Here is a 22,095-nt window from a genome sequence, read left to right as displayed (position 1 = left end):
TCCATGACCCGTACGATCTCCGGCCGCGTGGCCGAACTCGGCCTTGTGCTCGAAGCCGCCGCCGCGCCCGCCGCCAATTACGTGCCCTTCGTGCAGGAGGGCAATCTGCTGTACATCTCCGGCCAGATCTCGCGCGAAGGCGGCAAGGCGGCGTTCCTGGGCCAGTTGGGCAACCAGATTTCCGAAGCGGACGGCGTCAGCGCGGCGCGCCTGTCGGCCCTGGGGATCCTGGCGCAGATCGCGGCCGCCACCGGCGACCGGCTCGATCGCGTGGCGCGCGTGGTGCGCCTGGGCGTGTTCGTCGCCAGCACGCCGGACTTCAATCGCCAGAGCGCGGTCGCCAACGGCGCCTCGGACCTGATGGTGGAAGTGTTCGGCGATGCCGGCCGCCACGCGCGCAGCGCGGTGGGCGTGGCCTCGCTGCCGCAGGGCGTGGCGGTCGAGGTGGAAGCCGTCGTCGCACTGACGCCCGCCTGATGCCCCGGCGCCGGACGCAAGCCCGGCGCGTTTTTCCTGGAACCCTCATGCCCGCCGCCGTCCTCACCGCCGCCACCCTCGAAGCGCTGCGCGCCGCCACGCCCGGCACGCGCACCACCGTCCACTTCAACCATGCCGGCGCATCGTTGCCGTCGGCGGCCACGCTCGATGCCATCCAGGCCCACCTGCGGCGCGAAGCCGAACACGGGCCGATGGAGGCGGGCGTGGCCGCGCGCGCCCACACCGAGCAGGCGCGCCAGTTGGCCGCGCAACTGCTCAATGCCCAGCCAGGCGAGATCGCCCTGACCGGCGGCAATTCCCCAGGGTGGGGCGCCGCATTCGCCGCGCTGGGACCCTGGCGCCCCGGCGACCGCATCCTGGTGGGCCGCCATGAATGGGGCGGCAACCTTGCCGCCATGCGGCTGGCGGCACAACGCGCGGGCGCGAGCATCGAGACGATTCCATCCGATGACAGCGGCTGTGTCGACGCCGATGCGCTGCGCGCCATGCTGGACGAACGGGTGCGCCTGGTCGCGCTGACCTGGTTGCCGGCCAACGGCGGCCTGATCAACCCGGCCGCCGCCATCGGCCGCGTCACACGCGCCGCGGGCGTGCCGTACTTCATCGATGCGGCGCAGGCGGTGGGACAGGTGCCGATCGACGTGGCCGAGGTCGGTTGCGACGTCCTCAGCGGCGCCGGCCGCAAGGCCCTGCGCGGCCCGCGCGGCACCGGCCTGCTGTATGTGCGGCGCGAATTCCTGCCGCGCCTGGCGCCCGCGTTCGTCGACACCCATTCGGCGCCGCTGGGCGCCGACGGCGAGCCGCAACTGCGCGACGATGCCACGCGCTTCGAATCCGCCGAAGCTTCGATGGCGTTGCGCGCAGGCCTGGCCAATGCGTTGCAGGAAGCGCTCGATATCGGCCTGGAAGCCATCCGCGCCCGCATCGACCTGGTCGCCCAGGCCTTGCGGGCGGAGCTGCGCGCCATTGCCGGCATCGAGGTGCTGGACCAGGGCCGCGAACTGTCCGGCCTGGTGTCGTTCAATCTCGCCGGGCACGACCCTGCCGCCGTGCAGCGGACGCTGGCCGCGCAAGGCATCACCATCGGCAGCAACGGCGCGCCGTACACGCCGCTGGACATGAACGCGCGCGGCCTGGCGCACATCGCGCGCGCCTCGGTCAGCTACCTGACCCGCGACGAGGAGATCGACCGCCTGCTCGACGCGCTGCGCGCGTTGTCGCGCCAGGGCGCCTAGCACACTTGCGCCGCGCGCCCATGTCGATCAAGCCGCCACGCGGCGCGAGAACGGCGACCACCTGGTGAAGACCAGCAGGTTGCCGAACATCACCAGCGCCAGCCCGAGCAGGGCGGCGGGCGTCCACTGGTAGCCCTCGACGAAGGTCGACACGCTCAGCGCCACCACCGGGAACAACACGGTGCAATAGGCGGCGCGCGCCGGGCCCATGCGTCCCACCAGTGTCAGGTAGGCGGTGAAGCCGATCACCGACCCCGGAATCGCCAGGTAGAGCAGGGCGCCGACATAGGCCGTGGAGGTGTCGAAACGGAACGGCACGCCCGCGACCAGGCAGCCGGCCAGCAACACGGCGGCGCCGTACAGCATGCTGTAGGCGTTGCCGGTGAGCGGACGGATGCCGGCGCGCTGCTGCAGCGACGACAGCATGTTGCCGGTGGAAAAGCAGAACGTGCCCAGCAGCGCGAAGCCCAGTCCGAGCAGCGTCTCGCGGCTGGCCTCCTGGCCCGCGAGCTCGGGCCAGAACAGCAGCACCAGACCCGTGAAGCCGATCACCCCCGCCACCATCACGCGCGGCGCGATGCGGGTGCCGAACCACAGCCGCGCATTCAATGCGTTCCACAGCGTGGCGGCCGAGAACACCACCGACACCAGGCCGCTAGGAATCCACTGCGTGGCCGTGTAGAAGCACAGGAAGTTCAGGCAGAACAGGCACAGCCCCTGGCCCAGGCACAACGCATGCCCGCGGCGATCCAGGCGTTGCAATTTGCGGGTCAGCAGCAACGCGGCGAACAGCACCAGGCCGGCCAGCGCAAAGCGGTAGAAGATGGACACGGGAATCGCCACCACCCCAAGCTGCAGCTTGATGGCGATCCAGGTGGTGCCCCAGATGACGACGGTCAGGAAATACAGGAATAGATTCACTTTGGGACGCTCGGCAGGGCCAAAAAGGACATGACATCCGGCACCGCGAAAATCGCGGGCTCCGACGCCCAGTCTGCGCCCGCGGCGGACGAAAAAATTGCCGGTTCTTGCGGTTTTTCCGCACCCGCGCGTGCCACGCGCGCGGCGATCGCAGTAGCATTTCAGTTCCATGGGCACTACCGCTTCGGCACCGTCCGACTTCTCCGTCTTTCGCACGCTGTCCGCCTCCAGCGCGACACTGGCGCGTGCCGCCTCGCTGGGCGAGGGCATCGCCATTTCGCAATGGGGCCGCAGCGCCCACGAAACGCTGGGCTACGACATGCCTGGCCACCACACGCTGTCGCTGTACCTGCACGGCGGCGAGAAGTCGTTCCGGGTCGGCAATCCGCTGCACGGCGGCGCGGGCAAATTCTGCGTGCTGCCGGCCGAGCACTATTCGCGCTGGTGCATGAACGACACGGTGCATTTCCTGCACCTGTACATCGCGCCGGAACGGCTGGCGCGCGAGGCCGTGATGCGGCTCGACTGCGAACCGCGCGCGCTGGAACTGCGCGACCGCACCTACATCCACGACGAGTCGCTGACCGACGTATGCCGGGCGCTGCTCGATAGCGACTGGACCGCGCCCGCCGAGCGCCTGGCTGCCAGCAGCGCGGCCGAGACCGTGCTGCATCACCTGCTGAACCAGGGCGTGTCGCGCAAGGCCGTGGCGCCGGCGCGCGGCGGGCTGGCGCCGGCGGTGCGGCGGCGGGTCATGGACTATGTCGACGCGCACCTCGCCGAGCCGCTGACGCTGGACCAACTGGCCGGCGTGGCCGCGCTGTCCACCTATCACTTCGCGCGCATGTTCCACACCTCGTTCGGCGAGCCGCCGCATTCCTGGGTGCGCGCCCGCCGCCTGGCTCACGCGCGCCGCCTGCTGGCGGCCGGCAAGGGCGACCTGGCCGGCATCGCGCAGGCGGCCGGTTTCGGCAACGCCAGCCATCTGTCGCGCGTGTTCCGCGACGCCGCCGGCGTCACCCCGGGCCAATACCGCGCCGCCCACCGCAAGCACTGAGCCGGCCGCCGCGCGGTCTACAATGGCGCATCGCCCTTCGCGGCCTGATCGCCTGCCCCGCCCGCGATGCCATCGCCGACTTCCCGCGACGTTTCCACCTCCCCCGAGGCCTTCGACCCGGCGCCGCTGCGCGCCCATTGGCTGGCCGAACTGATCCGGCTGCGCGAAGCGCACTGGGGCCCGCTGGAAGACGCCGCCGTGGTGCGCCGGGTACGACAACTCGACATCCCGCTGCCGGCCCGCATCCTGGCGCGCGCGCAAGCGTTGGCGCAGCGCGAAAACCTGGTTCCGCTGGTGGACGGCTGGCGCCGCAGCGCATTCGCGGTGCTGGCGCTGCTGTTGCTGCTGGCGTTGCTGTCCGGCGCCGGCGTGGCGGCGGGCGCCCTGGGCGATGGCGGCCGCGCCGTCAACGTGCTGTGGGCGCTGGCCGCCTTGCTCGGCCTGCACCTGCTGACCTTCGTCCTGTGGCTGGCCAGCTTCCTGCTGCGGCCCGCGGCCATGACGCCGCTCGGGCGGTTGTGGCTCTGGGCCACCCGCAAGCTGGCGCGCGGCCCCGACAGCGCGCTGGTGCCGCAGGCCTTCCTCAACCTGCTGGCCCGCGCCGGCGCCCTGCGCGGCCTGTTCGGCGCGGTCAGCCACGGGCTCTGGCTGGCGGGCCTGGGCGCGGCGCTGGCGACCCTGCTGGCGCTGTTGTCCACCGCCAGCTACCGCTTCATCTGGGCCACCACCTTGCTGGCGCCGGACACTTTCGTGTGGTTGACCCAGGTCGTCGGCTGGCTGCCGTCGCAACTGGGCTTTCCGCTGCCGGACGCCGCCATGGTGCGCGCCAGCGACGGCGTCCAGGCGTTGGGCGCCGATGCCCAGGTGCAATGGTCGTGGTGGCTGATCGGCGTGTTCGTGACCTACGGCATCGTGCCGCGCCTGCTGGCCTGGCTGGCCTGCCTGCTGGTCACCCGGCGCGCCCTGCGCGGCCTGGCCATCGACCCCGCACTGGCGGGCTACGCCGCGCTGCGCGACCGGCTCGAACCGCCGGCCCAGTCCACTGGCATCGACCGGCCGGTCGACCCCTTGCACCAGCCGCGCGTGGCGGCGCCGCTGCCCGCCGCGCTGGGCGGCCAGCCGGTGCTGATGGGACTGGAACTGCCTGCCGACCTGCACTGGCCCCCCGCCGTCCCGGCCGCGTCCATCCGCCAGGCGGGCAACCTGGACACGCGCGAGCAGCGCAACCACCTGCTGGATGCCTTGTCTCAGGCCGCCGCCTCGCGCCTGCTGATCGCCTGCGATGCGCGCCAGACGCCCGACCGCGGCACGCTGGCCTTGATCGCCGAGCTGGCGGCGCACGCCGGCCAGACCCGCGTCTGGCTGCTGGCGCCGGCCGCGGCCGACACCCGCGAAGCGCTGTGGCGCGAACGCCTGGCCGCCCTGGGGCTGGCGGCCGGCGCCGTCTTCGGGCCCGGCGCCGCGGCGCTGGCCTGGCTGGAGCAGGGCCATGACTGAGCGCGTCATCAACGTCGCGGTGGTGGGACACACCAACACCGGCAAGACCTCGCTGCTGCGCACGCTGACCCGCGACACCACCTTCGGCGACGTCGCCGACCAGCCCGGCACCACCCGCCACGTGGAAGGCGCGCGCCTGCGCCTGGATGGACGCGCGGTGCTGGAGTGGTTCGACACGCCCGGCATGGAAGACAGCATCGCCCTGCTCGAATACCTGGAGCGCCTGGGCCAGCCCGGTGAACGGCTGGACGGGCCGGCGCGCGTGCGGCGCTTTCTCGACACGCCGGAAGCGCACGGGCGCTACGAGCAGGAAGCGCGCGTGCTCAAGAAGATGCTGGAATGCGATGCGGCGCTGTATGTGATCGATGCGCGCGACCCGGTGCTGGGCAAGCATCGCGACGAACTCGCCATCCTGGCCGCCTGCGGCCGGCCCCTGCTGCCGGTGCTCAATTTCGTCAATGCGCCCGCGCATCGCGCCGCCGAATGGCGCGACGCGCTGGCGCGGCTGGGCCTGCACGCGGCGGTGGAATTCGACACCGTGGCGCCGCCGCTCGATGGCGAGCAACAGCTGTACGCCAAGCTGGGCGTGCTGCTGGATCGCCACGCCGACACCCTGGCGCGCCTGGCCGATACGCTGGCGCGCCAACGGCGCGAACGCCACGCCGCGGCCTTCGAACTGCTGGCCGACCTGCTGATCGACGTGGCCGCGTTGCGCATCACCAGTCCCAGCGACGAAGCCGCATTGACGGCCGCCGCCCGGCAGTTGCGCCAGCAGGTACGCCAGCGCGAACAGGCCTGCGTCACCGCCTTGCTGGCGCTCTACAACTTCCGTGCGTCCGATTTCGATGACGACGCGCTGCCGCTGCAAGGTGAGCGCTGGGGCATGGACCTGTTCCACCCGCAGGCACTCAAGGACATGGGCGTGCAGGTCGGCATGGGCGCCGCCGCGGGCGCCATGGCCGGCGCGGCGGTGGACCTGCTCAGCGCGGGGCTGAGCCTGGGCACGGGCATGCTGATCGGCGCCGCCGCCGGCGGACTGTGGCAGGGCGTGGAGAAGCTCGGAAAGCGCGTTGCCGGCAAGCTGCGCGGCTGGCGCGAGATCAGCGTCGACGACGCGGTGCTGCGCCTGCTGGCGCTGCGCCAAAGACAACTGATCGACGCGCTCGAACGTCGTGGCCACGCAGCCCGCGCGCCGCTGCGGCTGGACCACCCCGACGATGAGACGCTGCGCCGTGGCCCCTTGCCGGAGGTGCTGAAGGAAGCCCGCAGCCGGCCGGAGTGGTCGGCCCTGGCCAAGGGCCATGAAGACAGCGAACGGCGCAAGCAGGCGGTGCGTGAATTGGCGAAAGCAAGCAAGTACTAACCCCAATCCAAACCGATTGACGCTTAAACGAATCGCTCTATAAGATTCGTTCTGCATCGGTGCGGTCCATCCCGCCATGACAATCACAAGGGGTTGGATCTACCGTGAACCGCCTTTCCTCGTAGCAGCAACGCCATGCCCCGGCTCCCCGTGGGGCCAGGGCCCTATCACTTCTGTCGCGCTATCCGCGCATTACGGAGCATGAGGGCTATGCGTACTTTCCCCCACCTGAAACAAGCGGCGCTGGCGGCTGCACTGACGGCCTCGTTGGCTTTCAGCGCCGGCGCGGCCGCCAAGACCTTCCACTGGTCTTATCAAGGCGACGCCACGTCGATGGACCCGATGGCGTTGAACGAGACTTTCACGCTGGGCTTCCAGGGCAACATCTACGAAACGCTGGCCGGTTATGACGGCAACCTGAAACTGACGCCGCTGCTGGCCGAGAGCTGGGAAAACCCGGAGCCCACCAAATGGGTCTTCAAGCTGCGCAAGGGCGTGAAGTTCCACGACGGCTCGCCCTTCACCGCCGATGACGTGATCTTCTCCTGGAAGCGCAGCCTCACGCCGGGCTCCGACATGAAGGGCTACGGCGCCAAGGCCTCCGACATAAAGAAGGTCGACGACTACACCATCGAGGTCACCACCCCCACGCCCAACCCGATCCTGCCGCGCGAATGGGTGTTCCTCTACATCATGAGCAAGACGTGGTCGGAGAAGAACAAGACCACCGAGGCCACCAACGTCAAGGGCGACAACCAGGGCAACTACGCCAACCTCAACGCCAACGGCACCGGCCCCTTCATGCTGGTGTCGCGCCAGCCCGACGTGAAGACCGTGCTCAAACGCTACGACGGCTACTGGAACAAGAACATCAAGACCAACGTCGACGAGGTCATCTTCCAGCCGATCACGCAGGAAGCCACGCGCGTGGCCGCGCTGATCTCGGGCGAGATGGACCTGGTGCAGCCGGTGCCGGTGCAGGACTGGAAGCGCCTGGAAGACGCCAAGGGCGTCAAGCCGCTGACCGCGCCCGAAGCCCGCGCCATCTTCATCGGCATGGACCAGGATCGCGACGAACTGCTGTTCTCGGACGTGAAGGGCAAGAACCCCTTCAAGGACCCGAAGGTGCGCGAAGCGGTGGTGCTGGCCGTGGACACCAAGGCCATCAACGAGAAGATCATGCGCAACGCGGCCAAGCCGCTGGGTTCGCTGATCGCCACCGCCATCAACGGCTACGACGAATCGTTCGGCGCGCCCTACAAGCCGGATCCGGAACGCGCCAAGAAGCTACTGGCCGAGGCCGGCTATCCGAAGGGCTTCACCGTCACCATGGACTGCCCCAACGACCGCTACGTCAATGACGAAAAGGTCTGCCAGGCGGTGGCCGGCATGCTGGCGCGCGTCGGCATCAAGATCAACCTGCTGGCGCAGACCAAGTCCAAGTACTTCGGCAAGATCCTGCTGCAGGCTGGCAACCAGACCAGCATGTACATGCTCGGATGGACGCCCAGCTCCACCGACGCGCACAACACGCTGCTGAACCTGGCCGCGTGCCGCGACGCCAAGACGGCGGCGGGCCAGTTCAACCTGGGCGGCTACTGCAACAAGAAGGTCGACGAACTCACCGCCAAGATCGGCGTCGAGACCGACCAGGCCAAGCGCAACGCGATGATCAAGGAAGCCTTCGGCATCGTGCGCAGCGATTTCGGCTACCTGCCGCTGCACCAGCAGCCGATGTCGTGGGGCGTGAAGGACAACATCAAGGTCATCCAGCGCGCCGACGACGTGCTCGACCTGCGCGACGTGGTCCTGCCGTAGTCCCCGGGCGCCGCGCCACGCCGCAGGGCGCGCGCGGCGCCGTGTTGATGCGACCCCCGCGACGGCGCCCGCCGTCCGGGCGCGCCCGGCCCAGCCCCGCTTGCCACGACCGGCAACGCGCGGCCCGGCGTTATCCGACCAAGAGGGCATCCAACCATGCTTTCCTTTATTGCGCAGCGGCTGATCCAGTCGGTGCTGGTGATGTTGACGGTGGCGCTGATCGCGTTCTCCATGTTCCGCTATGTCGGCGATCCGATCGCCAGCATGGTCGGGCAGGACACCACGCCCGAACAGCGCGAGCAGCTGCGCGAACAGTTGGGATTGAACGATCCGTTCGTGGTGCAGTACGCGCATTTCGTCGCCAACGCGGCGCGTGGCGACTTCGGCATTTCCTACCGCCACCGGCGGCCGGTCAGCGAGCTGCTCGAAGAGCGCCTGCCGGCCACGCTGGAGCTGTCGTTCGTGTCCGCCGTGATGGCGCTGGCGCTCGGCATCCCCATGGGCATCTACACCGCGCTCAAGCGACACGGCGTGCTGTCCAAGACCTTCATGGCGATCTCGCTGGCCGGCATCTCGCTGCCCACCTTCCTGATCGGCATCCTGCTGATCCTGTTCTTCGGCGTGCAGTTGCGATGGCTGCCCAGCTTCGGGCGCGGCGACGTGGTCGGGCTGGGCTGGTGGACCACGGGATTTTTGACCAAATCCGGCCTGCTGGCGCTGATCATGCCGGCCATCACGCTGGCGCTGTTCCAGATGACCCTGATCATGCGGCTGGTGCGCGCCGAGATGCTGGAAGTGCTGCGCGCCGACTTCATCAAGTTCGCCCGGGCCCGCGGCCTGCCGGAACGCCTGATCAATTTCCGCCATGCGCTCAAGAACACCATGGTGCCGGTCATCACCATCACCGGCCTGCAGCTCGGCTCCATCATCGCCTTCGCCATCATCACCGAAACGGTGTTCCAGTGGCCCGGCATGGGACTGCTGTTCATCCAGGCCATCAGCATGGTGGACATCCCGGTGATGGCCGCCTACCTGGTGCTGATCGCCTTCATGTTCGTCGTCATCAACCTCGTCGTCGACCTGCTGTACTTCGCCGTCGATCCGCGCCTGCGCGTGCAGAGCAAATAAGGGAACCGCCTCATGAACGCCCGCATCGCTCCCTTCTTCGCGCGCGCCGCCGACAGTGACCTGTGGCACAGCTTCAAGCGCTCGCCCGGCGCCATCATCGCCGCCGTGGTCACGCTGGCCATCCTGCTGGGCGCGCTGTTCGCGCCAGTGGTCGCGCCGCACAACCCGTTTGACCTGGCGTCGCTGAACATCATGGACGCCAACACCCCGCCCGCGTGGCAGGAGGGCGGCAGCCCCGACTTCCTGCTCGGCACCGACGACCAGGGCCGCGACATCCTCTCGGCCGTGCTGTATGGCTCGCGCGTGTCGCTGCTGGTGGGCTTCGCCTCGGTGCTGTTCTCGATGGTGCTGGGCGTGACGCTGGGCCTCATCAGCGGCTACGCCGGCGGCCGCGTCGACAGCTTCATCATGCGCATCGCCGATGTGCAGCTGTCGTTTCCCGCCATTCTGGTGGCGCTGCTGATCGACGGCGTGGCGCGCGGACTGCTGCCGCGCGACATGCACGACCAACTGGCGCTGTACGTGCTGATCTTCGCCATCGGCATATCGGGCTGGGTGCAGTACGCGCGCACGGTGCGCGGCTCGACGCTGGTGGAACGCAACAAGGAATACGTGCAGGCGGCGCGCCTGATCGGCATCGGCCCGGTCACCATCCTGCGCCGCCACATCCTGCCCAACGTGATGGGACCGGTACTGGTGATCGCCACCATCCACCTGGCCATCGCCATCATCACCGAAGCCACGCTGTCGTTCCTGGGCGTGGGCGTGCCGCCGACCGCGCCGTCGCTGGGCACGCTGATCCGCATCGGCAACAGCTACCTGTTCTCAGGCATGTGGTGGATCTCGATCTTCCCCGGCATCGCGCTGGTCGCGCTGGTGCTGTCGGTCAACCTGCTGGGCGACTGGCTGCGCGACGCGCTCAACCCCAAGCTGCGCTGAGGATGCCATGGCCCTCTTGAACATCGAAGACATCCGCATTGAATTCCCCAGCCGCCGCGGCACGCTGGTGGCGGTGGACGGCGTGTCGCTGTCGCTGGAGAAAGGCGAGATCCTGGGTGTGGTCGGCGAGTCCGGCGCCGGCAAGTCGACCATCGGCAACGCCGTGATCGGCCTGCTCGAAGCGCCCGGCCGCCTGGCCGGCGGCGCGGTGCTGCTCGACGGCGAACGCATCGACACCCTTACCCCGGCGCAGAAGCGCAAGGTGCGCGGACGCCGCATCGGCATGATCTTCCAGGATCCGCTGACCTCGCTCGACCCGTTGCAGACCGTGGAAAGCCAGCTGGTCGAGACCATGCTGGTGCACCTGGACCTGACCCACGACCAGGCCAGGAAGCGCGCGGTGCAATTGCTGGCCCAGGTCGGCATCGACCAGCCCGAGCTGCGCGTGCAGCAGTATCCGCACCAGTTCTCGGGCGGCATGCGGCAGCGCGTGGTGATCGCGCTGGCGCTGTGCTGCGAGCCCGAAGTCATCATCGCCGATGAACCCACCACCGCGCTCGACGTGTCGATCCAGGCGCAGATCCTGGAACTGCTGAAAAAGCTCTGCCGCCAGGAACAGGTCGGCATGATCATCATCACCCACGACATGGGCGTGATCGCCGACGTCACCGACCGCGTCGCGGTGCTGTACCACGGCAAGCTGGTCGAGCAGGGGCCCACCGCCAAGATCCTGGGCGACCCCGACCATCCCTACACCCGCAGCCTGATCTCGGCCGTGCCGCGCCCGGACATCAAGCTCAAGCGCTTTCCGCTGGTCACCTACATCGAGGACGTCAGGACACCCACCAAACCACTCGACCTGGCCACCCACTGGCTGGGCCAGCGGCGCGACTTCGGGGCGCGCGGCGAGGGGCCGTTGGTGCAGGTCCGGGACCTGAGCATGCGCTTCGTGCTCAAGAGCGCCTTCCTCAAGCGCAACCAGCGCACGCTGGACGCGGTCAAGCGCGTCAATTTCACGATCGGCGAAGGCGAGGTGTTCGGCCTGGTGGGCGAATCCGGCTCGGGCAAGTCGACCGTGGCGCGGCTGATCTCGGGCCTGTACACACCCAGCGCCGGCTCGGTCACGTTCGGCGGCACCGACCTGACCGCGCTCAAGGGCGAGAAACAGCTCAACCCGTTCCGGCGCCAGATCCAGATGATCTTCCAGGATCCGTTCTCGTCGCTCAACCCGCGCATGCGGGTGCTGGACATCGTGGCCGAGCCGATCCGCTTCCACAAACTGGCGGCCAGCGAGGCCGAAACGCGCCGCGTGGTGGCGGACCTGCTCGACGTGGTCGGACTGGGCGAGCGCGCCGCCGAGCGCTTCCCGCACGAGTTCTCCGGCGGCCAGCGCCAGCGCATCTGCATCGCCCGGGCGTTGGCCACGCGGCCGCGCTTCCTGATCTGCGACGAACCCACTTCGGCGCTGGACGTATCGATCCAGGCGCAGATCCTGAACCTGCTCAAGGACCTGCAGGAACAACTGGGCCTGACCATGCTGTTCATCAGCCACGACCTGCCCGTCATCCGCCAGATGTGCGACCGCGTCGGCGTGATGCGCTACGGCGAATTGCTGGAAGTGGCGGACACCGAAGCGCTGTTCGAGCATCCGCAGCATCCCTACAGCCAGCACCTGCTGGGGCTGATGCCCCGCTTGCAGTCCATGTCCCGCGAGGGCCTGGAGGTGGCGGGCTGAACCCCACCCACATGACAAGGAGCGAGACATGAATGCGTTGCCACAGACCCTGTTCATCGGCGGCAAGGTGTTCGATGGACGTGGCGGGATCCTGCCGGGCCACGGCGTGCTGGTCGAGGGCAAGCAGATCACGCGGGTGGCGCCGGCGGCCGAATTCAACGGCTTTGCCGGACGACGCGTCGATACCAGCGGCATGACGCTGATGCCCGGCATGGCCGACTGCCACGTGCACCTGGTCTACACCGGCGGCGCCGACCCGCAGACGCAGATGTCGAAACAGGGCCCGGCGCAGATTACGCTGACCGCGCTGGAGAACGCGCAGGCCGCGCTGCGCGGCGGCTTCACGGCCCTGCGCGATTGCGGCGGCAAGGACTACCTGGAATTCGGCGTGCGCGACGCCATCGCGCGCGGCGTGTTCCCCGGCCCGACCATCAAGGCCTCGGGCCGCATCATCTGCATGACGGGCGGCCACGGCAATCGCATCGGCCGCGTCGCCGACGGCTGCGAAGAAGTGGTCAAGGCGGTGCGCGAGCAAGTCCACGCCGGCTGCGACCTGGTCAAGATCATGGCCACCGGCGGCGTCATGACGCCGGGCGTGAGCCCGATGGACGCGCACTACAGCTTCGACGAGATGAAGGCGGGCGTGCACGAGGCCAAGCGCTTTCGCAAGAGCACCGCCAGCCACGCCCAGGGCACGCAGGGCATCCTGAACGCGGTGCGCGCCGGCATCGACTCGATCGAGCACGGCATCTTCATGGACGCGCAGTGCCTGGAAGAAATGCTGGCGGCCGAGACCTACCTGGTGCCGACCATCGCCGCGGTGCGCAACATCGTCGCCAACGCCGACAATGGCATTCCCGCCTATGCCGTGGAGAAGGCGCGCGCGGTGGAACAGCGCCATCGCGAATCCATCCAGATGTACTACAAGGCGGGCGGGCGCATCGCGCTGGGCACGGATGCCGGCACGCCCTTCAACCTGCATGGCGACAACGCGATGGAACTGGCCTACATGGTGGAGTTCGGCATGACGCCGGTGGACGCCCTGGTCGCGGCCACCTCGCGCGGCCATGACCTGATGGGCATGGCCGGCCACGGCGTGGTGGAACCGGGCTGCGCGGCCGACCTGCTGCTGGTGCGCGGCGACCCGACCGAGGACATCATGCAAGCCGCGGACAAGCGCTTCCACGTGGCGGTGCTGCGCAACGGCGAAGTCATGTCGGGCGCCTTGCCGGCCTGACAGGCAAGGCGGGAAGGCGGCGCTGGCGCGCCTTACTTCACGCCGCGCGCCATCAGCCAGCTCAGGAAACTCTCGACCGGCATGCGTTCGCCATTGACGTCTACCTGGCCGCCCTCGTAGTTCAGGCTCGCGACCAGCTTGCCGTCCTCCAGGCGCCCCCACTGGCCGCGCAGGAAGCGGTCGCGCATCTCCTCGGCCCGACGGCCAGCCGCCTCGCGCGCGGCGGCCTCGGGCATGCCTTCGGCCCGCATCCGCACCGCGATCAGGTCGGCCAGGCTGACGACCGGCACCGACATCCGCGCATCGAGCTTGCGCACGGTTTCCTTGACCACTGCGCCCGGCGAGTGGTTCCACAGCGTGGGCGCGCTCAGATCCAGGTCCAGCCGCAGCGTCGCAGAACCGTTGGCGGTATCGACCTGCAGCGGCGACAGCGAAAAGCCCGGCTGGGCCAGCAGGAACTTCATCAGGTGGCCCGCGCCCACCATCTTGTCGCCCAGACTGGCGCCGCCCCGGGCCGCCTCCACCGACGCCTGGAATGCGCGGAACGACGCCATGTCGAAGTTGCGCGCCTCGGCGGCCAGGCGCAGATTGGCCGCCTGTCCGGCTCGCGTGTCGATGCCCGCGACCTGCACGGCCAGCTTGGCGTTCATCGCGCTCTCGGCGCCCTTGGCATCGGTGCTCACGGCGACGTCGCGCAGCGTGACCGGTTCGCCGTCGATCTCGATGGTCCATTGCTTGAGGTTCGCGCGGGTGGCCGCAGTACCCGCCTCATCGGCGGCGCGGCTTGCGTCGTACCTGATCGCCAGGTCGCGCATGGCCAGGCGGCGCGTATGTCGCTCGCCGTCCTTGGTGTAGGGCTCGAACAGCTCGGCGCGGCCCGAGTGGATGTCCACCGTGGTGTGCTTGCCGCCGGCGGCCACGTCGGCCAGGAGCTTCAGGCCCGAGAAGCTGAAGCGCGACTCGTCGCGCACGCGCTCGACCGGCGCCAGCTCCAGCGTGCCGCTGATGTCGCGGCCATAGCCCGCCACGGCCTCGGCCGTCACGGGCACGGCGCCCCCGGCAGCCGCGAACCAGGTGTCGACCGAAGGCGTCTGCGCCAGGTCGGCCCGCGCGGCCGCCATGGCCGGGAACAGGTGCCCCCGCGCCAGGCGGTACAGGGGGAACGGCCCATGGTCCAGGCGCACCACCATCTCGTACTCGTGCCCCGCCGCGGCCGCGCCGTCCTCCGGCGAAGGCCCCGTCTTCAGCCGATAGCGCGCCTGCGACGTGAACACGCCTCGTTCATACGACAACGGCTCGAACGACAACGGTTCGCCCGTCTTCACGCCGATCTGCCGCGCCAACTGATCGGCGCTGTCGGCCAGTTGCGCCATGCCGGTCTCCAGCTGCTTGCCGGTGTACCAGGCCGTGCCCGTCCAGATCGCGCCCAGCGCCAGCACGGCGCAACCCACGGCTGCAAATTTCCTCATGGTGTCCTTCCCGCGTTCATCGATGCCATCCGGCCTCGCGGACCGGATCCGTGACAGCATACGCCGCGCATGAAAAACGGGCTGCCGCGCCCGATGGCGCCGCAGCCCGCATGGGGCGCCGGCATCATGCCGGCGCCGAAGTCGTGTTCGCGCCTCAGCGCATGCCGCCCATCGCGCCGCTCATGACCATCATCACAAACTGTTGCAGCGGCATCTTCTTGCCATTGAAGTCGACCTGGCCGTCGGCGTAGTTCAGGTAGGAAACGATGTTGTCGTTTTCCGCCTTGGCCACGCCCATCGCCACCGCCATGGTGCCGACCATTTCGGCCTGGCCCTTGGCGGTCTGGGCGGCACGGTCGGCCGGCACGCCGCGCATCTGCGGCTCGATCGCCATCAGGTCGGCCACGTTGGCCTTGGACAGCACCAGCTTGGCGTTGAGCTTGCGGATGGCTTCCATGGCCAGGTCGCTGGCCGGCTTGTCGGTCGAGGCCGGCTTGGCCAGGTCCACGTCCAGGTTGAAGGTCGAGGTGCCGTTGGCGGTGCGCACCTGCAGCGGCGACACCGACAGGCTGGGGTTGCCGGCCAGCAGCAGTTCGACGTTGGTCTTCAGGATCTGCTGCTCTTCGGGCGTGAACTCGGGCTTGGCCTCGTCGTCGCCGCTTTGCATCATGCGGCGCGACGACGCTTCATAGACGTCGTTCAGGGCCTTGAGCGCCTTGGGATCCATGTTCTTCATGCCGATGGCCAGCTGCAGGCCCGCCATGTCCTTTTCCTTGACATTGATCATGCCGAAGTCCAGCACCATCTTGGCGTTCACGCCGGCATCGGCCTCGGCCAGGTCCACCGCGATGCTGGTGTCCTTGAGCAGCACCGGCGGCTGGGTCTTGGACGTGATGGTCCATTCCTTGAGGACCAGCTTCTGGCTGCCCATGGCCATGTCGTTCTTGCCCGGCGCCAGGTCGCTGTTGAGCGTGATGCCCTTGACCGCCATGCCGACGATATCGCTCTCGCCGGCCGGACCGGCCAGCGTCAGGCTGTCGCTCTTGAGCGCCAGGACGCCGTGCTTGCTCTTGGTGTCGAAGTCGACGTCGCCGGTCATGCCGGAGAAGGTCAGCTTGGTCTTGTCGGTCGAGGCTTCGGCCGGCGCCAGATTGAAGGTGCCGGTGACGTTCTTGCCGTAGCTGACGCTATAGGCGCCGGACAGCGGCGTGGCGCCCTTGGTGGCGGTGAACCAGCCCTTGATCGCCGGCGTTTCCTCGATCTGGAAGCGGCTGGCGACCATCGCCGGCGCGAGCTTGCCCGAAGCCAGGTTCGAGAACGGGAAGGGGCCGTGCGACAGGTGCTCGACGAACTGGATCTCGCGTTCCTCGGCCGGCTTGCCATCCTTGGCAGGCAGGGCGAACTTGACGCGGTAGCGCTCGGTGGACGAGAACACGCCGCGCTCGAACGACATCAGTTCGATCACGGGCGTCACGCCCCATTTTTCGCCGAGCTTGCGCAGTTCGACGTTGCCGTCTTCGATCGACTGCTTGACGAACGCCTCGGCCTTCTGGCCGGTGTACCAGGCCGTGCCGGTCCAGATTGCGCCCAGTGCAACGACCAGACCCGCTATTGCCGCCTTTTTCATAGCAACCCTTAATTCTTTTGGTGGAGGTAAGCCGACGGATTATAGGGAGCGTGGACTAGGGATTACACTAATTTCGTGCTTTTTATGTGCAAAATGTTACTTCGCTATACCGATAGCGCGCGTCCCTTATGCGGCAGCGCGGCATCGGCTACAATCGCCAGGCGTGCTTTGCCAATCCGCACGCGTCCGCTAGGCACTTCGCCGCCAAGCTTCGCCCTCAGGGGCGCTTCCCTTTTCTCCTTATTCGTCCGCCTGGATTGGAGTCTCTCAACTTGAGCGACGGGCTGCCGCTGGAGTTGTTTTGACTACCTCTTCCTCTTTCGCCGACCTCGGGCTGGCTGATTCCCTGTTGCGCGCCATTGCCGATACCGGCTACACCGCGCCCACCCCCATCCAGGCCCAGGCGATTCCGCAGGTCCTCAAGGGCGGCGACCTGCTGGCCGCCGCCCAGACCGGCACCGGCAAGACCGCCGGCTTCACGCTGCCCATCCTGCATCTGCTGATGCAGCGCAAGCCGGAAGCCCGCAAGGCCGGCCGCCCGCGCTGCCTGATCCTGACCCCGACGCGCGAACTGACCGCGCAGGTGGCCGAATCGGTGCAGACCTACGGCAAGCACACCTCGCTGACGTCCATGGTGATGTTCGGCGGCGTCAACATCAACCCCCAGATCTCCGCCCTGCGCAAGCCGCTGGACATCCTGGTGGCCACCCCCGGCCGCCTGCTGGACCACTGCGGCCAGAAGACGGTCGACCTGTCCGGCGTCGAGATCCTGGTGCTGGACGAAGCCGACCGCATGCTGGACATGGGCTTCATCCGCGACATCCGCAAGATCCTGGCCCTGCTGCCCAAGCAGCGCCAGAACCTGCTGTTCTCGGCCACCTTCTCCGATGAGATCCGCTCGCTGGCGCGCGGCGTGCTGAACGATCCGGGCGAAGTCTCGGTCACCCCGCGCAACACCGCCACCGAACTGGTCACCCAGACGGTGCACCTGGTCGAACAGCACCACAAGCGCGACCTGATCAGCCACATCATCCGCGAAAGCGGCTGGCACCAGGTGCTGGTGTTCACGCGCACCAAGCACGGCGCCAACCGCCTGGCCGAAAAGCTGGTCAAGGACGGCCTGACCGCCGCCGCGATCCACGGCAACAAGAGCCAGTCGGCCCGCACCCGCGCGCTGGCCGGCTTCAAGGACGGCACCGTGACGGTGCTGGTGGCCACCGACATCGCCGCGCGCGGCCTGGACATCGACCAGCTGCCCCAGGTGGTGAACTTCGAACTGCCCAACGTGCCGGAAGACTACGTGCACCGCATCGGCCGCACCGGCCGCGCTGGCGCCACCGGCGCCGCGGTCTCGCTGGTGGACAACAGCGAGATCAAGCTGCTCAAGGACATCGAGCGCCTGATCAAGAAGACCATCGAGCGCAAGCCGGTGGCCGACTGGACCCCGCCCGCCACCAGCGCCGCCGCCTTCGAACGCCAGGAACGCGACGAAGACTCGCGCCAGCCGCGTGGCGGCGGCCGTAACGGCGGCCGCGGCGGCAATGCCGGCGCGCCCCGTTCGCGCCCGGCCAACGCCGCGCCGCGCAACGCCAACGGCGGCCGCGCCCCGGCGCCGGCCCGCGCCGGCGGCGACAACCGCGGCAGCCAGGGCCAGCGCGACGGCAAGCCCTCCGACCGTCCGGCCCACGCCGGCCGCGGCGACGCCCGCCCGCAGCAGAACCATCGCCGTCCCGAAGGCAGCGCCCGTCCCGCCGGCAACGGCAACGGCGGCCGCCCGGCCGGCGGCCCGCGCGCGGCGCTGCTCTCCAAGTAATATCAGCGGCATACCTGTAACTGCGACCCACGGACCCGCGCCATCATGCCTCTTTCCACCTGGTTGACGTTCTTCCTGGCCTCCTGGGCCATTTCGTTCTCGCCCGGCGCGGGGGCCATCTCCGCGATGTCCTCCGGACTGAAGTACGGCTTTGCCCGCGGCTACTGGAACACGGCCGGCCTGATCATGGGCATCCTGTTCCAGTTCGTGGTGGTCGCGGTCGGCCTGGGCGCGGTGCTGGCCACTTCCGAGATGGCCTTCAACGTGGTCAAGTACCTGGGTGTGGCCTACCTGATCTACCTGGGGGTGCGCCAGATCCGCACCGACGCCGCGCCGGTCGCGGTCGATGCCGGCGATCCCAAGCAGGCCTCGATCCGCGAGCTGGTGATGCGCGGCTTCCTGATCAACACCATGAACCCCAAGGGCACGGTGTTCCTGCTGGCGGTGGTGCCGCAGTTCGTCGACACCGCCTTGCCGCTGACGCCGCAGTACGCGGCGCTGGCCGGCACGCTGGCGTTCACCGACCTGGTGGCGATGGGCGTGTACACGCTGCTGGCGGCGCGCGTGCTGCGCCTGCTGCGCGATGCCAAGCACATCCGCTGGATGAACCGCACCTTCGGTTCGCTGTTCATCCTGGCCGGCGTGTTCCTGGCCTCGTTCCGCCGCCATTCCTGAATTTCCACGCGCGGGGCACGCGCCGGCAACGGCGCGTGCCCCGCTTGTTTCGATGCACGATACCGGACCGCGCCGGGCTGAAGCCGCGGCGTCAGGTTGAATCCTCCGATCATGAACATCCCACAAGAAGTAGCGCGGCGCCGTACCTTCGCCATCATTTCCCACCCTGACGCGGGCAAGACCACGCTGACCGAAAAGCTGCTGCTGTTCGCAGGCGCGATCCAGATCGCCGGCAGTGTCAAGGCGCGCAAGGCCTCGCGCCACGCGTCCTCCGACTGGATGGAAATCGAAAAGCAGCGCGGCATTTCGGTGGCCTCGTCGGTGATGCAGATGGAATACCGCGACTGCGTCATCAACCTGCTCGACACGCCGGGCCACCAGGACTTCTCGGAAGACACCTACCGCGTGCTGACGGCGGTCGACGCCGCGCTGATGGTGATCGACGCCGCCAACGGCGTCGAACCGCAGACCATCCGCCTGCTGCAGGTCTGCCGCGCGCGCAACACGCCCATCATCACGTTCATCAACAAGATGGACCGTGAAGTACGCGAGCCGCTCGAGCTGCTGTCGGAAATCGAAGGCCACCTGGGCATGGACGCCGTGCCGTTCTCGTGGCCGGTGGGCATGGGCAAGGCCTTCGGCGGCGTGTTCGACATCCGTCGCGACCGCATGCGCGTGTTCCGCCCCGGCCAGGAGCGCCGTTCCGACAACGACGATTTCATCGAAGGCCTGAGCAACCCCGAGATCGCGCGCCGCTTCGGTTCGGCCTTCGACCAGGCCAGCGGCGAGATCGAGCTGATCAACGAAGCCGCGCCCGCGTTCGACCGCGACCAGTTCCTGGCCGGCAAGCAGACCCCGGTGTTCTTCGGCTCCGCCATCAACAACTTCGGCGTGCAGGAAGTACTGGACGCGCTGGTCGAACAAGCCCCGCCGCCCGGCCCGCGCGTCGCGCTGCAACGCGAAGTGCAGCCCGAGGAACCCAAGTTCACGGGCGTGGTGTTCAAGGTGCAGGCCAACATGGATCCGGCCCACCGCGACCGCGTCGCCTTCGTGCGCGTCAGCTCCGGCCGCTTCGAGCGCGGCATGCGCCTGAAGGTCGCGCGCACCAACAAGGAAATGCGCCCCAACAACGTGGTGTCGTTCCTGTCGCAACGCCGCGAACTGCTGGACGAGGCCTATGCCGGCGACGTCATCGGCATCCCCAACCACGGCGTGCTGCAACTGGGCGACGTGCTGACCGAGGGCGAAACGCTGCAATTCACGGGCCTGCCGTTCTTCGCGCCCGAGCTGTTCCAGGCCGTCGAAGTGAAGGACCCGCTGCGCACCAAGCAATTGCGCACCGGCCTGACGCAGCTGGGCGAAGAGGGCGCCATCCAGGTGTTCCGCCCCGAGGCCGCCGGCGGTTCGCTGCTGCTGGGCGCGGTTGGCCAGCTGCAGTTCGAAGTGGTGGCCCACCGCCTCAAGACCGAGTACGGCGTGGACGCCCGGATGCTGCCTTCGCGCTACACAATGGCACGTTGGATTACCTCTGATAACCCCAAGGCGCTGCGCAAGTTCATGGATGCCAATGCAGCCCATATCGCCTATGATGTGGTCGATGCGGCGGCGTTTTTGATCGGTTCGCCCGCGCAGTTGCGCGTGGCCGAGGAACTGTATCCGGATGTGAAATTCCACGCCATGCGCGAGCATGGTGGCAAGGTCTTCGGAGACAAGGCGTAAACCCGTTCGGGTACCGCACGGCAGATGAGGGTAGCAATGTCTTGGCGTTTATTATTCGCAACGCTCCTGCTGGCGCTTGGCGCGTCGGCCTGGGGCGGTATTCAATTGGGTGACTGGCTGGTGGCGCATGCGCCGCAGGCCGCGCCTGCGCCCGGCCAGGATGCGGCCGCGTCGCAGCAGCCCGTGCTCGACGCCAACGGGCGTCCCTACGTGGCTCAGCCGCCGCAGCCGCGCATCGACGGCACGCTCGGCGTGCCCGACAAGCCGGCCGACCGCGAATGGGCCATCAACACCGTATCGCTGTTCGACACCGTCAGCGATCCCGCCGTGAAGATCTCGCGCGAACGCATCAGCCAGGACCAGGCGCGCGAAATCGCCGCCGCCTCGCAAGTGCCGCTGCCGCAAGGCACGTCCGACGTCAGCACGCTCGACCTGCAGGCGCCGGGCACCGGCACCGCCGTCAATGGTGGCCAGGGCCAGGCACCGGGCCAGCAGGCCGCCGGCTATGGCAATACGCAGATGGTGCAGGCGCCGCCCCCGCCCAATTCGTCGCCCGCCCCCGGCGCACCCGGATGGCAGGATGCGCTTAAGCGCGAGCTGGCGCACTGTGCCACGCAGGGCTTCTTCGAGCGCCCCTCGTGCTCGTGGGCGGCCCGCAACAAATACTGCGGTCCCAACCGGGCCTGGGGCACGATGGCCGAGTGCCCGGCGCGCCCGCAGTAAGCCGCATCGTCCAGATCGCGCCACGCGCGATCACGCAAAAAAATGGCGCCCCGAGGGGCGCCATTTTCATGCCGGGCTGATCGATCAGTCGGGCACGGACATCTGGCTTTGCAGGTAGTTCTGCAGGCCCACCTTGTCGATCAGGTCGATCTGGGTTTCCAGATAGTCGATGTGCTCTTCGGTGTCGTCCAGGATGTCCTGGAACAGGTCGCGCGAAACGTAGTCGCGCACCGATTCGCAATAGGCGATGGCTTCCTTCACGGTGGCCTGGGCGCCTTGCTCCAGCTTCAGGTCACAGGCCAGCAGTTCCGGCACATCTTCGCCGATCAACAGCTTGTGCAGGTCCTGCAGGTTGGGCAGGCCGTCGAGCATGAAGATGCGCGCGATCAGGCGATCCGCATGCTTCATTTCGCCGATGGATTCTTCGTACTCGTGCTTGCCCAGCTTGTCGAAACCCCAGTGGTTCAACATGCGCGCATGCAGGAAATACTGGTTGATCGCCGTCAGCTCGTTGGTCAGTTGCTTGTTCAGGAACTGGATGACGGTTTTATCGCCTTTCATGATGGACTCCTTGCAGTCAGGCGCGACGCGCACTGCATCGCGACAAGAAGCGCACGATGCCGCGAGTACGCAACCCCGGC

18 protein-coding genes are annotated in these 22,095 nt (G+C 68.2%); 14 read left to right on the top strand and 4 right to left on the bottom strand.

The features are described from left to right. The first annotated feature begins 3 nt into the window (after positions 1-3). Both AC6CR5_RS21095 and AC6CR5_RS21090 read left to right on the top strand, forming a co-directional pair. Positions 4-477, top strand: coding sequence for a RidA family protein (locus tag AC6CR5_RS21095; protein WP_020925631.1), 474 nt, complete (start codon positions 4-6; stop codon positions 475-477). Between the two features lie 47 nt (positions 478-524). Further along, entirely contained in the window at positions 525-1,733 is a 1,209-nt protein-coding gene (locus AC6CR5_RS21090; RefSeq protein WP_024067414.1) for an aminotransferase class V-fold PLP-dependent enzyme, read from the top strand. Between the two features lie 27 nt (positions 1,734-1,760). Here the strand turns inward: AC6CR5_RS21090 and AC6CR5_RS21085 are convergent, their stop codons facing one another. Continuing rightward, positions 1,761-2,654, bottom strand: coding sequence for a DMT family transporter (locus AC6CR5_RS21085; protein WP_026383381.1), 894 nt, complete (start codon positions 2,652-2,654; stop codon positions 1,761-1,763). Positions 2,655-2,823: 169 nt separating this feature from the next. Here AC6CR5_RS21085 and AC6CR5_RS21080 point away from each other — a divergent pair, with 169 nt between their 5' ends. The 8 genes from AC6CR5_RS21080 (at position 2,824) to AC6CR5_RS21045 (ending at position 13,428) form a co-directional block, all read left to right on the top strand. Beyond that, positions 2,824-3,711: a helix-turn-helix domain-containing protein gene (locus tag AC6CR5_RS21080; RefSeq protein ID WP_200220712.1), complete on the top strand. Its 888-nt coding sequence runs from the start codon at positions 2,824-2,826 to the stop codon at positions 3,709-3,711. Between the two features lie 66 nt (positions 3,712-3,777). Next, positions 3,778-5,208, top strand: a complete 1,431-nt coding sequence (locus AC6CR5_RS21075) for a DUF2868 domain-containing protein (RefSeq protein WP_020925634.1) — start codon at positions 3,778-3,780, stop codon at positions 5,206-5,208. Beyond that, on the top strand, positions 5,201-6,571 hold the full coding sequence (locus AC6CR5_RS21070; protein ID WP_459228376.1) for a GTPase/DUF3482 domain-containing protein: 1,371 nt from the start codon (positions 5,201-5,203) through the stop codon (positions 6,569-6,571). Before AC6CR5_RS21075 ends, AC6CR5_RS21070 begins: the two co-directional genes overlap by 8 nt. A 210-nt stretch (positions 6,572-6,781) precedes the next feature. Beyond that, the gene (locus tag AC6CR5_RS21065) at positions 6,782-8,389 is read left to right on the top strand and encodes an ABC transporter substrate-binding protein (RefSeq protein WP_024067409.1); all 1,608 of its coding nucleotides are present in this window, start codon (positions 6,782-6,784) and stop codon (positions 8,387-8,389) included. A 156-nt stretch (positions 8,390-8,545) separates the two neighbouring features. Beyond that, positions 8,546-9,517 (top strand): ABC transporter permease, encoded by a 972-nt coding sequence (locus AC6CR5_RS21060; protein WP_006387005.1) that lies wholly within the window; start codon positions 8,546-8,548, stop codon positions 9,515-9,517. Positions 9,518-9,529: 12 nt separating this feature from the next. Next, on the top strand, positions 9,530-10,456 hold the full coding sequence (locus AC6CR5_RS21055; protein WP_006387004.1) for an ABC transporter permease: 927 nt from the start codon (positions 9,530-9,532) through the stop codon (positions 10,454-10,456). A gap of 7 nt (positions 10,457-10,463) precedes the next feature. Next, positions 10,464-12,191, top strand: coding sequence for a dipeptide ABC transporter ATP-binding protein (locus AC6CR5_RS21050; protein WP_006387003.1), 1,728 nt, complete (start codon positions 10,464-10,466; stop codon positions 12,189-12,191). Between the two features lie 28 nt (positions 12,192-12,219). Then, the gene (locus AC6CR5_RS21045; protein ID WP_054442535.1) at positions 12,220-13,428 is read left to right on the top strand and encodes a metal-dependent hydrolase family protein; all 1,209 of its coding nucleotides are present in this window, start codon (positions 12,220-12,222) and stop codon (positions 13,426-13,428) included. 32 nt (positions 13,429-13,460) lie between these two features. Here the strand turns inward: AC6CR5_RS21045 and AC6CR5_RS21040 are convergent, their stop codons facing one another. After that, positions 13,461-14,897, bottom strand: a complete 1,437-nt coding sequence (locus AC6CR5_RS21040) for a YdgA family protein (RefSeq protein ID WP_236724854.1) — start codon at positions 14,895-14,897, stop codon at positions 13,461-13,463. Positions 14,898-15,051: 154 nt separating this feature from the next. Next, a complete protein-coding gene (locus tag AC6CR5_RS21035; RefSeq protein ID WP_006386998.1) occupies positions 15,052-16,524 on the bottom strand; it encodes a YdgA family protein in 1,473 nt (490 codons plus the stop codon). A 301-nt stretch (positions 16,525-16,825) separates the two neighbouring features. On the opposite strand from AC6CR5_RS21035, the gene AC6CR5_RS21030 reads away from it, so the two are divergent. The 4 genes from AC6CR5_RS21030 to AC6CR5_RS21015 all read left to right on the top strand — a co-directional run bounded on the left by AC6CR5_RS21030 (position 16,826) and on the right by AC6CR5_RS21015 (position 21,454). Continuing rightward, positions 16,826-18,337, top strand: a complete 1,512-nt coding sequence (locus tag AC6CR5_RS21030; RefSeq protein WP_054473094.1) for a DEAD/DEAH box helicase — start codon at positions 16,826-16,828, stop codon at positions 18,335-18,337. A gap of 45 nt (positions 18,338-18,382) precedes the next feature. Continuing rightward, positions 18,383-19,012, top strand: a complete 630-nt coding sequence (locus AC6CR5_RS21025; RefSeq protein WP_006386996.1) for a LysE family translocator — start codon at positions 18,383-18,385, stop codon at positions 19,010-19,012. 111 nt (positions 19,013-19,123) lie between these two features. Then, positions 19,124-20,731 (top strand): peptide chain release factor 3, encoded by a 1,608-nt coding sequence (locus AC6CR5_RS21020; protein WP_006386995.1) that lies wholly within the window; start codon positions 19,124-19,126, stop codon positions 20,729-20,731. A gap of 24 nt (positions 20,732-20,755) precedes the next feature. Then, positions 20,756-21,454 (top strand): hypothetical protein, encoded by a 699-nt coding sequence (locus AC6CR5_RS21015; protein WP_026384932.1) that lies wholly within the window; start codon positions 20,756-20,758, stop codon positions 21,452-21,454. A gap of 84 nt (positions 21,455-21,538) precedes the next feature. Here the strand turns inward: AC6CR5_RS21015 and bfr are convergent, their stop codons facing one another. Then, positions 21,539-22,015, bottom strand: coding sequence for a bacterioferritin (gene bfr, locus AC6CR5_RS21010; RefSeq protein WP_006386993.1), 477 nt, complete (start codon positions 22,013-22,015; stop codon positions 21,539-21,541). Between the last annotated feature and the right edge of the window lie 80 nt (positions 22,016-22,095).

It is taken from the genome of Achromobacter sp. EG18 (assembly GCF_059759395.1).
The sequence above is the reverse complement of the archived record's forward strand: the minus strand, read 5'-3'. Positions and strand labels throughout refer to the sequence as shown.

What these genes read in the sequence shown, in the direction of transcription:
- AC6CR5_RS21080 (WP_200220712.1), top strand. Translation starts at nt 2,824, where the DNA reads ATGGGCACTACCGCTTCGGCACCGTCCGACTTCTCCGTCTTTCGCACG.
- AC6CR5_RS21060 (WP_006387005.1), top strand. Translation starts at nt 8,546, where the DNA reads ATGCTTTCCTTTATTGCGCAGCGGCTGATCCAGTCGGTGCTGGTGATG.
- AC6CR5_RS21090 (WP_024067414.1), top strand. Translation starts at nt 525, where the DNA reads ATGCCCGCCGCCGTCCTCACCGCCGCCACCCTCGAAGCGCTGCGCGCC.
- AC6CR5_RS21095 (WP_020925631.1), top strand. Translation starts at nt 4, where the DNA reads ATGACCCGTACGATCTCCGGCCGCGTGGCCGAACTCGGCCTTGTGCTC.
- AC6CR5_RS21040 (WP_236724854.1), bottom strand. Translation starts at nt 14,897, where the DNA reads ATGAGGAAATTTGCAGCCGTGGGTTGCGCCGTGCTGGCGCTGGGCGCG.
- AC6CR5_RS21015 (WP_026384932.1), top strand. Translation starts at nt 20,756, where the DNA reads ATGAGGGTAGCAATGTCTTGGCGTTTATTATTCGCAACGCTCCTGCTG.
- AC6CR5_RS21070 (WP_459228376.1), top strand. Translation starts at nt 5,201, where the DNA reads ATGACTGAGCGCGTCATCAACGTCGCGGTGGTGGGACACACCAACACC.
- AC6CR5_RS21020 (WP_006386995.1), top strand. Translation starts at nt 19,124, where the DNA reads ATGAACATCCCACAAGAAGTAGCGCGGCGCCGTACCTTCGCCATCATT.
- AC6CR5_RS21065 (WP_024067409.1), top strand. Translation starts at nt 6,782, where the DNA reads ATGCGTACTTTCCCCCACCTGAAACAAGCGGCGCTGGCGGCTGCACTG.
- AC6CR5_RS21055 (WP_006387004.1), top strand. Translation starts at nt 9,530, where the DNA reads ATGAACGCCCGCATCGCTCCCTTCTTCGCGCGCGCCGCCGACAGTGAC.
- AC6CR5_RS21025 (WP_006386996.1), top strand. Translation starts at nt 18,383, where the DNA reads ATGCCTCTTTCCACCTGGTTGACGTTCTTCCTGGCCTCCTGGGCCATT.
- AC6CR5_RS21035 (WP_006386998.1), bottom strand. Translation starts at nt 16,524, where the DNA reads ATGAAAAAGGCGGCAATAGCGGGTCTGGTCGTTGCACTGGGCGCAATC.
- AC6CR5_RS21075 (WP_020925634.1), top strand. Translation starts at nt 3,778, where the DNA reads ATGCCATCGCCGACTTCCCGCGACGTTTCCACCTCCCCCGAGGCCTTC.
- AC6CR5_RS21050 (WP_006387003.1), top strand. Translation starts at nt 10,464, where the DNA reads ATGGCCCTCTTGAACATCGAAGACATCCGCATTGAATTCCCCAGCCGC.
- AC6CR5_RS21045 (WP_054442535.1), top strand. Translation starts at nt 12,220, where the DNA reads ATGAATGCGTTGCCACAGACCCTGTTCATCGGCGGCAAGGTGTTCGAT.
- bfr (WP_006386993.1), bottom strand. Translation starts at nt 22,015, where the DNA reads ATGAAAGGCGATAAAACCGTCATCCAGTTCCTGAACAAGCAACTGACC.